Here is an 11,857-nt window from a genome sequence, read left to right on the forward strand (position 1 = left end):
CGAAACCCCTCTCCGGCCTGACGAGGCCACAGGCAATAATAATGCCCTCACGACACTCCACATATATAACGAACTCCCCCTATTCCTTCCTCACATAGCAAAGGATTTGCACAATGGTGAGGGCGTTAATCATTGCCGAGTGGAGGCGCAGGGCCGGGTGAGCGGGCAGGACGCCCGCGAAAGGGCCAGCCGCGCCGGGAGCGCGTCTGGGCCGGCCCGCAAGCCCGGAGACGTAGCGAGGGTCACCCGCGAGAGCGGGCAATGATTAGCCATTCCACCCAAAAGCGCGCGGGTGCAGGGCCGGCGCGCCGGCAGGCCCTGCTCGGTTGAGGCGCAGGCGTACAGGTAGACAAATGAATCCGAACAACCGAAACCCTGCTCCGGCCCCAGCGAAACAGCAAACAACTAGAGAAGCCAAAGCAGAAAAAGACAGAGCCAAACTGAAGGTTAAACACGTCCGCGTGGTGCAGGGCCAGCGCGCCGGCAGGCCCTGCTCGGTTGAGGCTCGGGAACCGAGGCAGAAAAAGGAACCCAAACAACCGAAACCCGTCTCCGGCTTTAGCAAGGCCACATTCAGGTTCCCGGAGCCGAAACCAGTCTCCGGCCCCAGTGTGGCTCCGGCCCTCGCCCGCCCGGGACTTAATAATTCCCCTGAATAAACTCCGCAAATGCCTGACACATGGCGTTATCGCCATCACGGTTATCGGCGATTAGCCGGTCACCATCCACGATACGGATCTCGGCGTTCAGGTCGAAATCAGCCGGGGGCTGGGGGCGGTTGGCGGCGGCAAGGATGCAGACCTGCGCCTGCTGCCACGCCTGCTCGGCGGTCTGGTTGCAGGCTTGCGCCAGATAGTCCGGGTTGAAACCCTCTCCGGTCAGGCTCAGCAGCGTGTCGTTGTGGCTGACGCTGTTGCCCGGCTGCCAGTAGTGCGCCGCCAGATCCGGGCCGATGGCCGGGTTGTCGGCTAGGTAGCCGTCGCGCTTCAGGAAGAAGTGGCGCGTCTGCTCCACGGCCATCAGCGCCAGCAGGTAGCCCTGATAGGAGCAGGCAGACTCCATCGACAGCAAATGCGGGATTGCCAGCGTCGGACGCGGGCTGTCCACGCCAAGGATTCGCTGCTCCATCTCACGCGCCAGCGCCGTGATGGTCTCCGGCGTCAGTGCCTCCTCCGGCAACTGATACAGCGACCACTCAAAATAGGGCACCAGCAGAATATGGCGCTCGTTAAAGGCGCGCATCGGCTGGCGCGCCTCAATGCTGGCGCGGATCAGCGCATCCGGCACCGGCTCGCCTTGCGCGTCCAGCGCGTAGCGCTTCAGCCAGTCTGCATCACCCAGCAGGCTGTCGCAGAACATCGACTGCGTCTCGGCGTAGGCCATCGAGGTCGGCGCGAACTCCTGCGAAAAACAGGGCGCGTTCTGGGTGATGTTGGCGAAGTGCGCTGCGTGGCCCCCCTCGTGGAACAGGGTGTTCAGGCCAGAGGCGCCACTGCCCACCTGATCGGGCTGCGCCAGGCTGGTGAAGTTGAGGGTCGCTGGCACCCACTTGCCCTGATCGTAAAAGGGCGGCACCGGGCCGTGCATAAAGCCATTCTCATATTTGCCGCGCCGCACCAGCAGATCGAGCTGCATTTTCGCGCCACGGAAGCCAATGTGCAGCCGCTTGAAACTCTCCACCCAACGTTGCAGCGAACGCGAGAACGGGAAGTAGGGATCGAGCTGGCGGGTCACGTCGCCAGCGCTGGCATAACGGATGTTACACGCCTCCAGCGCCCCTGCCCCCTTGTTGGTCGCCAGCTGTTGCAGGCTGCGGGCGTTGGCCTCGCGCGTCTCCTGCTCAAAGCGGTCGAGGATGGTGAACAGCGCCTCCGGCGTCATGCGCTCGGTCAGGTTGACCTTATAGTCGAAATAGTTGCGAAAGCCCATCTGGCGCGCAAAGCGGTTGCGCAGCGTCACCAGCTGCGGGAAGCCGTTATGCAGCAGCCACTGTTCCAGCCCGCGCAGTGCCTGCTGCGAACTGTGGCGGTAGGCCTCGTTATCGTTGGTCGCCTGATTGGTCAGCAGCTCGCCCAGAGATGCCTCCACCTCCTCGCCAGCGGCGTTGCTGTGGGTCACCCGGAAGCCCTTGCGCTGGCTGTAGAGCGCGCCCTCAGCGTGGATAATCTCATCCATCAGCGCCTGTGCCGCCGGGTCTTCGATCGCGTTGCTCTCGAAAAAGCGCTGCCAGCCGCGCAGGCCGTGCAGCAACGCGTCACGCCCCTCGCCCACTTCTGCCTCGGCCTCGGCGATCATCGCCCGCAGTTCGCCCAGCCGGGCCGGGTTGGCGATAAACCGCTTATAGGCGCTCTCCGCCTCCGCGAAACGCTCCGCCACGTCCTCCGCCCCGGTGCCCATGTAGTTCTGCCAGAACAGCGTCTCCTTCGCCTGATGGACCGCGAGATAGTCATGGTTCAATGCGTTGAAGTACTCCAGTGCCTGTTGCATGCCAACCCTCTCTTATGTCGTTTTCGCTTCAGTCTAGCATTTTCAGCCCCGGACGTTGAGCTGGCGCAAAGTCTGCCGCCGTGGTTGGGCTATACTCCGCGCCCCCATCATAAACAGACGGAATGAAAGGTAATGGAAGTCAAAGACAGCAACGGCGCGCAACTTAACGAAGGCGATACGGTGCAGCTGATCAAAGATTTGAAGGTCAAGGGCACCTCCAGCACGCTGAAGCGTGGGACGGTGATCAAGAATATCCGCCTGACCGGCCGCGCGGATGAGATTGAGTGCCGGTCAGACAAGATTAAGGGACTGGTGCTGAAAACCTGTTTCCTGAAAAAAGTGTGACCCCGCGGGGCGCGGGCGTCAGGCCAGCAGCGCCGCCACCCGGTCGTTGGCCTCTTGCTGGCTGGCGGCCTCCCTCGCCGCCAGCAGGCAGGCGGCAAGCTGGATGCGCAGCGCCTGCGGCACCGGCACCTCTCCCGCCAGACAGCGCTCAATCCAGCGCGCCGTGCTCTCCACCTCTTTATCCGCCGGTAACATCACCCCATCAAACTCCTGGCGCTCCGTCAGGGTCACCACCTCCCCCTGATGAATGCCATACAGCGGCGGCATCCGCAGCGGGTTGGCGTAGACCTCTCCTTCAGTGCCCTGCAACAGCAGCGCGCGGCCATCAATCTGGCGGAAGAAGGAGGAGACGCGCTGCACATACTCCGGGTGCGACACGCTGGCGAGCCGCAGGGCATCGCTGGCAAACGGCGTCGCCAGTTTCGCCAGCGTGTGGGCGCTGTTGCGCACTCCCATCCGCCAGCGCAGGTTAAGCTGCGTCTCCATCGGCGGGCAGAGCAGCGAGATCGGCATGAACAGCGGCTGCCCACCCTGATCGAGCCGCTGTTGCGCCTCCTGCTGCGACGCGGCGGGCGCGATGCCGAGCGCCTCAAAAATGGCGGCGCTGGTGACGCGGGTGCGATCCTCACTGACGCCGTGCACCACCACTGGCAGGCCGAGGCGGCTGAGCAGCAGCGCCAGCAGCGGCGTCAGGTTGGCCTGACGTCGCGCGCCGTTGTAGCTTGGGATCACTACCGGCAGTGGCCGGTCGGCGGGCGCGGTGAGGCGCAGCGTCTGCTCCTCCATCGCCTGATAGAAGCCGAGCATCTCCTGCTCCGCCTCGCCCTTGATACGGAAGGCGATCAGCAGCCCGCCCAGCTCCAGCTCCGGCACCCGGCCAGCCAGCATCTCGCGGTAGAGCGCCAGCGCGTCGGCCTGCTCCAGATCGCGGGCATGGTTCTTGCCGCGCCCCACCTCTTTGATAATTTTTGTGTAGTCCATTGCTCTGCCTCAGATGCGTCACCAGGGGGCTAGCATAACGTAGCTTCCGCGCCGGGCAAACTGCCGTGCGCAGGCGCACGGAAACCTACGCCATAAAGTAATAAGCCATTAAATTAAAATCCAATATAGACAACTAAAGTAATCATTCACGCTATGATTATATAGCCCACGAAATAGCCATGCCTGACGCCCCTAAACAGCATGGGCCACAGGGAGAACCACTATTGCACCAACGGTTAATCTGATGCCGCCCGCCACCGGGCGGGAATAGCCACTTGTCAATCACTCATGGGTAGGATTATGTATTCTGCAAAAACACTCTTTACCTCGACTGCCCTGTCAGCGGCCGCGCTATTTATGGCAACGAATAGCCAGGCTTCCGATGGCACCCTTAAATTCACCGGCAGCATCACGGATGCCGCCTGTACCGTTAACACGCCAAGCCAGGAGGTTAATTTGGGATCGATCTCCGCGGCTTCGCTGAATGGCGCGGCGGGCAAACGTGCGGCAAAGACGCAATTCAATATTGAGTTGATCGACTGCCCGGCTGACAGCGCGGTCGAGGTCAAATTAGATGGCCCGGCGGACGCCGCCTATCCGGAACTGCTGGAGCTTAACAGCGGCGCCACCACTGCCACCGGCGTGGCGATTGAGCTGTCAGACCGCGAGCAGTCGCATATCAAGCTGGGCCAGAACTCCAAGCCCTATGCGATCACCCCCGGCGCCAACACCCTCACCTTCTATGCCGGCTACATGTCCACGGCCAAGACGGTGACGGCAGGCGAGGCCAATGCCTCAGCCCAGTTCACGCTGGTTTACCCATAATAAAACCTTCGCCAGTTCACACTTCACGCTTTATTATTGGCCGAAATCAGTGGGCGGTGAAAAACAATTATATAATTGAGACGGTCTTTGTTTTTCTTGCAGCTTCCTCTTATTATCATCCTTTATATTTCGGGCGGCGCGCCATTGCGTATCGCCCGCTCTTTTTTTACCTGCCGCACAGAATGAGAATTTATTCAATTAACGCCACAACAGCGTGACGTAATTTATCACTGGCGCCTACCCCGTTGAATCGCGCCATTCAGCGCCTACACTCACACTATTATCCTTAATGAGATGTGGCGACCATGACGTTATTTATGCGCATCATTATCGAGATGATGCTCTATTTACCCCTGCCTATTCAGGCTGGCATTATGATTGGCGGCACCTGGGTTATTTTGGGTGGAAAAGCCAAGAGAGCGCATTGGGGTTAAGCAACCCCGAGCCTGCCCGCGCCTATCTGGTACAGAGCTAGGCGGAGCCGGGGCAGGCGATGATCTACGCCTACCCGGTCAACACCACCGGCACCACGCCCGCGCCGGGCAACTTCAGCGCGTCGGCCATTATGCGGAACGATTTCCAGTAGCGCCCCTAGCGCCCGCGCCGCCAGCTGGGCCGCGCCCGTTTGGCTGGCGCGGCGGGCTTGGGTTTCGGCGGCGCGCCCTCTGGCATCGGTGGCTGTTCGATCGGGAAGACCGGCAGCGCCCCGAGCAGGCGCGGGCCGTAGCCCTTGGTCAGCAACCGGCGGTCATAGATGACAATCTCGCCGCGGCACTGGTGGCTACGGATCAGGCGGCCCACCTGCTGGATCAGGTTGAAGGAGGCGCTCGGCAGGCTCTGCACCTCAAACGGGTAGCGTTTCAGAGTCTTGAGCCACTCGCCCTCGGTGACAATCACCGGGCTGTCGACTGGCGGGAAGGCGATTTTATGGATGTGTACCTGCGTCAGCAGATCGCCCTTCAGATCCAGCCCCTCGGCGAAGGATTGCAGCCCGACCAGCACGCTCTGGCTCCCCTCCTCCACCTTTTTACGGTGCGTCTCCACCAGCCGGTAGCGCGGCTGGTCGCCCTGCACCAGCAGCATCAGCCGCAGATCCTGCACATGGCTAAGGAAGGTCTGCATCGCACGGTTGCTGGCGAACAGCACCAGCATCCCCTTGTGCTGTTTGGCCGCCACCTGCGCGCGGAAGAAGTGCGCCATCTCCGCCAGATGCGCCTCCTCATTCGCCAACAGCGGCTCGTGGCGCATCTGCGGGATCAGCAGCTTGCCCTGCTCAACGTGGTTGAAGGGCGAATCGAGCGTAACGAAGCGATCGCCAGCGCGCTCGCTCAGGCCGCTCAGCTCCTGCAAACGGGCAAAGCTATTAAGGGAGCGCAGCGTGGCCGACGTCACCACCACGTGCGGCACCTTGCGCCACAGCATCTTCTCCAGCTGGTCGCTGACGCGGATGCCGACGCAGTGCAGCGACAGGTGCGCCACGTTGTCACGCTGCACCCGTGTCACCCACTTGCTGATCGGCGCGTTGGAGGCCTGCTCCAGCGCCGCCAGTCGCCACAGCTTGCTCATCGCCTCCAGGTAGCCGAAGGAGCGGCTCATCTGCAACAGAGTGCGGTGCAGCCGCACGACGTCATGCTTGCCGGTCTTCTCGCCGAGATCATTGATCATGAACTCCACCAGCCCGCGCAGCGCGTCGGTTAGCTTGAACAGCCGGGCGCACGCCTCCAGCAAATCTTGCGGCAGCTCGCCCATCGCGAAGCGGTACTCCGCCTCCACCACGTCGGTTGGTAGCCAGCCGGAGAGCTGGCGCTCCACCTGCGCCAGCAGTTCGCGCGTCTCCTCGCAGTGGTTTTTTAGCCGCTCCAGATTCGCCAGCGGCGGCGGGCTTTTCGGCGGGAAGTGGCTGATGCACACCTCCATCTGCCGCCACAGGTTATCCAGCTGGAAGTTGGTGGCGACCGCGCCAATCTCCGCCTCCATCTCCAGCGCGTCGCGCGCCACCTCCGGCAGGTGGTGCCCCTCGTCCAGCACCAGCAGCAGATCCTTGGCCGGTGGCAGCACTGACTCCGACTCCAGCGCCGCCATCACCAGCGCATGGTTGGCGACCACCACGTCGGCGCTCTCAATCTCTTTGCGGGCGATGAAGTAGGGGCACTCGCGCACGTAGTGGCAGTTGCGCCCCAGACAGTTGGCCTTGTCGGTACTGAGCTTGCCCCACAGCGGATCCGGCAGCGTCTGCGGATGGTGGTCACGCAGGCCATCCCAGCTGTGGTCGGCCAGCGCCTTGCCCAGCTTGACGCACAACGCGTGCTCCTCGCCGCTGGCCGGTGCCAGCTCATCATCCAGAAATAGCCCCAGATCGCCCTGCGCCGCCTCTTCACTGCTCATCGCCGCCAGATTGCGCGGGCAGACGTAGCGCCCACGGCCAAAGGCGCCGGTGAACTTCAGATCGGGGATGATCTTTTTCAGCAGCGGCAGATCCTTGCTGTAGATCTGATCCTGCAACGCCACGTTGGCGGTGCTTACCACCAGCGGCTTGCCATCGGCGCGGCCCACGGCGATGCCGGGAATGAGGTAGGAGAGCGTCTTGCCGACGCCAGTCGGCGCCTCAATCACCAGATGGCGGCTCTCATCGCCAGAGAGGGTTTTGGCGACGTCGGCGATCATCTGGCGCTGGGGGGCGCGCGGGATAAAGTCGGGGATCTGCTGTTGCAGGGCTTTGTACCACTGGCTGATTTGGTTTTTTACGGCGGAGGAGAGCGGCATCACATCGGTTCGGTAGAGGATCTGGTCGCCATTCTCCCACAGACCGGCGCGCGCGTCAGCCTGCGGGTGAACATCCGTTAACCAAAGTGCGCCTTGAACAGCGCTTCCAGCCGCGGGTGGCGGGCAACATTTTTGGCGATCGCCTCCAGACGCGGCGCGTACTCGGCGAACCAGACCGGCCCCGGCCGCCAGTGGTGCATCACGGCGATATAGATGTCGAGTGCGGTGAAGGTTTCGCCAAAGAACCAGGGGCCAGTGGCGTTCGCTTCGGCCTCAATCTGCAACCAGAGTTTTTTGCGCAGCCCGTCGGTGCTCTCGGTCAGCAATTGGGCGTTGCTGGCACCCGGCAGCCACTTCTCGGGTTTGTCGCCGTAGGTAAAGGAGGGGTAAATTTGGGCGTTGATCACCATGATCCAGCGCAGGAAGGCCGGCAGGTGGCCACCGGCGCTGGAGGGGATCAGCCCGGCCAGCGGCCAGCGCAGGTGCAGCAGTACCAGAATCGCGGCGCTCTCGGTCATCACGGTGCCATCCGGCAACAGCAGTACCGGCACCTGACACAACGGGTTAAGCTGCAACAGCCGCTCCCGCTCCGGGCTGGGCTTATGGTAATCCACTTCCTGGTAATGGTACGGCAGCCGGGTCAACTCCAGCGCGGCCGCCACAATCACTGATCCGCAGCCTTTGCTGCCAAACAGCGTATAGGTTCCACTCATGGCCATGCTCCTGTGAAATAGGGTCTGTGCTCCTCCGTTAACTGTAGACCATATCGTCTGGCGCCAATTCGGCGACGATCACCCTTCCATACTGTCGCCGAGGGTTTTGCCGAGGCAGACCGCGTCCGCCTTGCCGATGTAGTCGCCATAGGCGGCAATCTCGCGGTAGCCATGCGCCAAGTAGAAGCGCACCGCCCTCAGGTTGACCAGCCGCGTCTCCAGCCAGACCTGGCGGTAGCCGAGCCGCCGCGCTTCCGCCTCCAGAAAGGCCAACAGCGCGGAACCCACGCCGCGCGCACCGTCACGCGCGTACACGCGCTTCACTTCGGCAATCCCCTCCTCCAGCGGCCGGAACGCGCCACAGCCCACCGGGTTGCCGTGCGGATCGTAGGCCAGCGCAAAGCAGCAGCCCGGCTGCTGCATCTGCTCGGCATCAAAGGAGGCGCGGCCGCTGCTGCCGGTGATGGAGAGCAGCATCCGCGACAGCTCCTCCATCAACAGGGTGGCATCCGCCCCCTCGGCCGCCGCGCGCCGCACCGTGATTGCGCTCTCCCCCATGTTTTTTTCCTCCGCATAATAAGTGGCCGCCCCTATGCCAGCTGGCGGTACATAACGGTGGTGGGTTCCCACGCGCCGCGCCCATCTGGCGACAGCACATAGCGCGGGATCTGCCCGCACAGCTGGTATCCCAGCGACTGGTAGAGCCGTTCGGCATGATCGCCGCTGCGGGTGTCGAGCACCAGCAGGCGTCGGCCACGCGCCAGTGCCTCCTCATCCAGCCGCTGCATCAGCGCGCGCGCCACACCCTGCCGCCGCGCCGCCGGGTGCACCAGCAACTTTGCCACCTCTGCCCGGTGTGGGCCGTTGGGCATCATGGCCGGTAGCAACTGCACCGTGCCAACAATCCGCCCCGCCTGGCGCGCCAGCAGCAGGATGCGCTCGCCGCTCTCCACCCCCGATTGGATGCCCTGCCAAAACGCCAGCGCCTGCGCCATGCCAAAGGGCTGAACAAAGCCGACGCTGGCGCCCTGTTCGACGCAAGCCGTCAGCACCTGCGCCAGTTGGTGCAGATCGTCTTGGGTCAGGGAATGGGTAACAGTATAGTGAATCTCACTCATCATGCAGGCTCCAGTCAGTGTTGGCAGATAACGATCAGATAGCGCGCGTCGGCCGGGCCGGTCGCACGGAAATGGGAAGGCCCCTGAAGCCGGAAGCGCAGGCAGTCGCCCGCGGCCAGTTGGTAAGTGCGCTCGCCAAGGCGGTACTCCAGCGTCCCCTCCAGCAGCCAGATGTGCTGCTGCATACCGGCGACCGGCGCGCCAGCGTAGGCGATCTCCGCCCCGGCGCGTAGCCGTCCCTCAATCAGCTCGGCGCGGAAACCGGCGGCTGGCGGCGACACGGAGCGGCGTTCAAAGCCGGTTTCGGCATCCAGCCAAATGGGTTGCAGGGCGCGGGGCAGCAGTTCGGGCGGTGCCTCATCAATCTCATGCAGCAGTTGCGACATGGTGAGGCCAAATACCTGCGCCAGTTTGCCGAGTTGGGCGGCGGTCGGGCTGTTTTCGGCCCGTTCAATGCGGGAGAGAGTGGCGCGGCTGATGCCGCTCTGGTCAGCCAGTTGGGCGAGGGTCAGATCTTGGGTGATGCGCAGTTGCACCAGCCTTGCGGCCAGCCGGGTATCCTGGGTTTGCATGGGCGTTCCTTTTCTCTTTTTTGGGAAATTATCCCTAAAATGAGAACAACGCAACAAAAAATCATCATTTTGATGAATTTTTATCTTTATCATAATTTCCATACCCCATTGCTGATACATTTTTAAAGTTTTTTTGACCAACAAAATAACCGAGATCATGTCTGGCGAGCGTATATTTGATAACATGATCACTATTCAAATTTTCAATGATTCGCAATTCTCGGGGAGACAATGAGGCGTTATAGCATTGGCGAAGTGGCCGCGATCTGCGGCATCAACCCGGTAACCCTCCGGGCCTGGCAACGGCGCTATGGGCTGCTGAAACCCCAACGCACTGAGGGCGGGCATCGCCTGTTTGACGACGAGGATCTGGCGCGCATCCGCACCATCCTGACCTGGATTGAGCGCGGCGTGCCGGTCGGCCAGGTGCGGGCGCTGCTGGAGAACGGCGATAAGGTGGAGCAGGTCGGCGATGGCTGGGTACAACTGACCGACGCCCTGCTGGTTACCTTGCAGGGCGGCCAATTCAACCGCCTGCGCCAGATGCTCAATGAGTATGGCCGCGAATACCCGGCCGGCCAGTTGGTGGATCAGGTGCTGCGGCCGCTGCGCGCGCGCCTCGCCAGCGGCAACGTGCAGTTGCTGACGCTGCGCAGCCTGTTGGATGGCCTGCTGCTGGAGTACGCCGCCTTCTGCCTGACCGCTGGCCGCAAAACGCCCGGCGAGCACTTGATGATCATCGGCTGGGGCCGCGCTGACCGTGCCGATCTCTGGCTGGAGGGGCTAAAACGCAGCAAGGCGGGCGCGCGGGTTGAGGTGTTGACCGAACCGCTGGCCGCGCCGCAACTGGAACCCCTGCTGTGTGACCGTTTCGTGCTCTGGTCAGAGGGGCGGCTCAGTCCTGCCCAGCAACAGCAGTTCCTGGCCTGGCAGGCGCAGGGCCTGAATGTGGAGCTGATGGGGAGCTCCGCCACATTGCAAGGCGACGACTCAGGGTTGCCTACGCAGTAAATCGGTTTATTCTCCCCTCCCCTGCTTTTCTTGCGGCCTGCCTTGCGCAACCGGCCACAATCCTGTTAGCTATGGCCCTCTTTTTCCCGCCACGGATGATCACTATGCCTCAACCTGCCTCGCGTGCCTTTTGGCTGCTGCTGGGATCGCTATTCGCACTCTACTTTATTTGGGGTTCCACCTACTTCGCCATCCGGCTGGGGGTGGAGAGCTTCCCGCCGCTGACGATGGCCGGCCTGCGCTATCTGGTGGCGGGCATCCTGCTGTTCACCTTCCTGCGGCTGCGCGGCCACGCCCTGCCCACTGGCCGCGAGTGGCTGGCGGCCGGGGTGATTGGCGTGCTGCTGCTGGCGGTGGGCAATGGGCTGGTGACCGTGGCGGAGCATATGCAGGTGCCCTCCGGCATCGCGGCGGTGATGGTCGCCACCGTGCCGCTGTTCACCCTCTGCTTCAGCCGCCTGTGGGGCATCGCGCACACCTGGGTGGAGTGGGCCGGGGTGGCGATTGGGCTGGTGGGGATCGTGCTGCTCAACACCGGCCATAATCTGGTGGGGAACCCGCTGGGGGCGGTGCTGATCCTGATCGCCTCCTTGAGTTGGGCGTTCGGCTCGGTCTGGAGCGCGCGGCTGCCGCTGCCGAAGGGGCCGATGGCTGGCGCGGCGGAGATGCTGATCGCGGGCGGGGTGCTGCTGCTGGCTGGCCACCTGCATGGCGAGCAGCTGACGGGCGCCCCCTCCACCCGCAGCCTGCTGGCGCTGGGTTACCTGATCCTGTTTGGCTCGGTGATCGCCGTCAGCGCCTACATGTACCTGCTGAAAAATGTGCGCCCGGCACTCGCCACCAGCTACGCCTACGTCAACCCGATGGTGGCGGTGCTGATTGGCATCAGCCTCGGCGGCGAGCGGCTCTCCGGCACCGAGTGGCTGGCGTTGGCGATCATCCTTGGCGCGGTGCTGATGGTGACACTCGGCAAGTTGCTGTTCACCCGCCGGGACGGTACGGCGTAACACCGCCCCCGCCAGCGGTTGCCTGGTGGGGGAAA

Annotated in this window: 12 protein-coding genes; 5 read left to right on the plus strand and 7 right to left on the minus strand. The window is 62.9% G+C overall.

Annotation, left to right across the window (positions count from 1 at the left end):
- Positions 1-639: 639 nt before the first annotated feature.
- Entirely contained in the window at positions 640-2,487 is a 1,848-nt protein-coding gene (locus tag ACK3SD_RS11945; protein ID WP_481125630.1) for a M3 family metallopeptidase, read from the minus strand.
- Positions 2,488-2,619: 132 nt separating this feature from the next.
- Between ACK3SD_RS11945 and ACK3SD_RS11950 the strand changes: the two genes are divergently transcribed.
- Positions 2,620-2,832 carry an alkylphosphonate utilization protein gene (locus tag ACK3SD_RS11950; RefSeq protein WP_137763758.1) on the plus strand — a complete coding sequence of 71 codons (213 nt, stop codon included), beginning with the start codon at positions 2,620-2,622 and terminating at the stop codon, positions 2,830-2,832.
- An 18-nt stretch (positions 2,833-2,850) separates the two neighbouring features.
- On the opposite strand, the gene ybiB is transcribed toward ACK3SD_RS11950, so the two are convergent.
- The gene (gene ybiB / locus ACK3SD_RS11955) at positions 2,851-3,813 is read right to left on the minus strand and encodes a DNA-binding protein YbiB (protein ID WP_481125631.1); all 963 of its coding nucleotides are present in this window, start codon (positions 3,811-3,813) and stop codon (positions 2,851-2,853) included.
- A 357-nt stretch (positions 3,814-4,170) separates the two neighbouring features.
- Between ybiB and ACK3SD_RS11960 the strand changes: the two genes are divergently transcribed.
- Both ACK3SD_RS11960 and ACK3SD_RS11965 read left to right on the plus strand, forming a co-directional pair.
- Positions 4,171-4,638 carry a fimbrial protein gene (locus ACK3SD_RS11960; RefSeq protein WP_481125632.1) on the plus strand — a complete coding sequence of 156 codons (468 nt, stop codon included), beginning with the start codon at positions 4,171-4,173 and terminating at the stop codon, positions 4,636-4,638.
- 305 nt (positions 4,639-4,943) lie between these two features.
- Positions 4,944-5,072, plus strand: coding sequence for a hypothetical protein (locus ACK3SD_RS11965; RefSeq protein WP_481125633.1), 129 nt, complete (start codon positions 4,944-4,946; stop codon positions 5,070-5,072).
- Between the two features lie 157 nt (positions 5,073-5,229).
- Here the strand turns inward: ACK3SD_RS11965 and dinG are convergent, their stop codons facing one another.
- The 5 genes from dinG to ACK3SD_RS11990 form a co-directional block, all read right to left on the minus strand.
- Positions 5,230-7,401: an ATP-dependent DNA helicase DinG gene (gene dinG / locus ACK3SD_RS11970; RefSeq protein WP_137764999.1), complete on the minus strand. Its 2,172-nt coding sequence runs from the start codon at positions 7,399-7,401 to the stop codon at positions 5,230-5,232.
- Between the two features lie 77 nt (positions 7,402-7,478).
- Positions 7,479-8,114, minus strand: coding sequence for a glutathione S-transferase family protein (locus tag ACK3SD_RS11975; RefSeq protein ID WP_481125634.1), 636 nt, complete (start codon positions 8,112-8,114; stop codon positions 7,479-7,481).
- Between the two features lie 78 nt (positions 8,115-8,192).
- Positions 8,193-8,672 carry a GNAT family N-acetyltransferase gene (locus tag ACK3SD_RS11980; protein ID WP_481125635.1) on the minus strand — a complete coding sequence of 160 codons (480 nt, stop codon included), beginning with the start codon at positions 8,670-8,672 and terminating at the stop codon, positions 8,193-8,195.
- A gap of 32 nt (positions 8,673-8,704) precedes the next feature.
- A complete protein-coding gene (locus ACK3SD_RS11985) occupies positions 8,705-9,235 on the minus strand; it encodes an N-acetyltransferase family protein (RefSeq protein ID WP_481125636.1) in 531 nt (176 codons plus the stop codon).
- A gap of 11 nt (positions 9,236-9,246) precedes the next feature.
- Positions 9,247-9,804 (minus strand): helix-turn-helix domain-containing protein, encoded by a 558-nt coding sequence (locus ACK3SD_RS11990; protein WP_137763767.1) that lies wholly within the window; start codon positions 9,802-9,804, stop codon positions 9,247-9,249.
- 231 nt (positions 9,805-10,035) lie between these two features.
- On the opposite strand from ACK3SD_RS11990, the gene ACK3SD_RS11995 reads away from it, so the two are divergent.
- Both ACK3SD_RS11995 and yedA read left to right on the plus strand, forming a co-directional pair.
- Positions 10,036-10,815: a MerR family transcriptional regulator gene (locus ACK3SD_RS11995; protein WP_481125637.1), complete on the plus strand. Its 780-nt coding sequence runs from the start codon at positions 10,036-10,038 to the stop codon at positions 10,813-10,815.
- A gap of 104 nt (positions 10,816-10,919) precedes the next feature.
- Positions 10,920-11,822 carry a drug/metabolite exporter YedA gene (gene yedA / locus ACK3SD_RS12000; protein ID WP_481125638.1) on the plus strand — a complete coding sequence of 301 codons (903 nt, stop codon included), beginning with the start codon at positions 10,920-10,922 and terminating at the stop codon, positions 11,820-11,822.
- The last annotated feature ends 35 nt before the right edge of the window (positions 11,823-11,857 follow it).

The organism is Chimaeribacter sp. YP20170169 (assembly GCF_056739715.1).

Coding starts and splice junctions, on each gene's coding strand:
- ACK3SD_RS11945 (WP_481125630.1), bottom strand. CDS start 2,487: ATGCAACAGGCACTGGAGTACTTCAACGCATTGAACCATGACTATCTC.
- ACK3SD_RS11950 (WP_137763758.1), top strand. CDS start 2,620: ATGGAAGTCAAAGACAGCAACGGCGCGCAACTTAACGAAGGCGATACG.
- ybiB (WP_481125631.1), bottom strand. CDS start 3,813: ATGGACTACACAAAAATTATCAAAGAGGTGGGGCGCGGCAAGAACCAT.
- ACK3SD_RS11960 (WP_481125632.1), top strand. CDS start 4,171: ATGGCAACGAATAGCCAGGCTTCCGATGGCACCCTTAAATTCACCGGC.
- ACK3SD_RS11965 (WP_481125633.1), top strand. CDS start 4,944: ATGACGTTATTTATGCGCATCATTATCGAGATGATGCTCTATTTACCC.
- dinG (WP_137764999.1), bottom strand. CDS start 7,401: ATGCCGCTCTCCTCCGCCGTAAAAAACCAAATCAGCCAGTGGTACAAA.
- ACK3SD_RS11975 (WP_481125634.1), bottom strand. CDS start 8,114: ATGAGTGGAACCTATACGCTGTTTGGCAGCAAAGGCTGCGGATCAGTG.
- ACK3SD_RS11980 (WP_481125635.1), bottom strand. CDS start 8,672: ATGGGGGAGAGCGCAATCACGGTGCGGCGCGCGGCGGCCGAGGGGGCG.
- ACK3SD_RS11985 (WP_481125636.1), bottom strand. CDS start 9,235: ATGATGAGTGAGATTCACTATACTGTTACCCATTCCCTGACCCAAGAC.
- ACK3SD_RS11990 (WP_137763767.1), bottom strand. CDS start 9,804: ATGCAAACCCAGGATACCCGGCTGGCCGCAAGGCTGGTGCAACTGCGC.
- ACK3SD_RS11995 (WP_481125637.1), top strand. CDS start 10,036: ATGAGGCGTTATAGCATTGGCGAAGTGGCCGCGATCTGCGGCATCAAC.
- yedA (WP_481125638.1), top strand. CDS start 10,920: ATGCCTCAACCTGCCTCGCGTGCCTTTTGGCTGCTGCTGGGATCGCTA.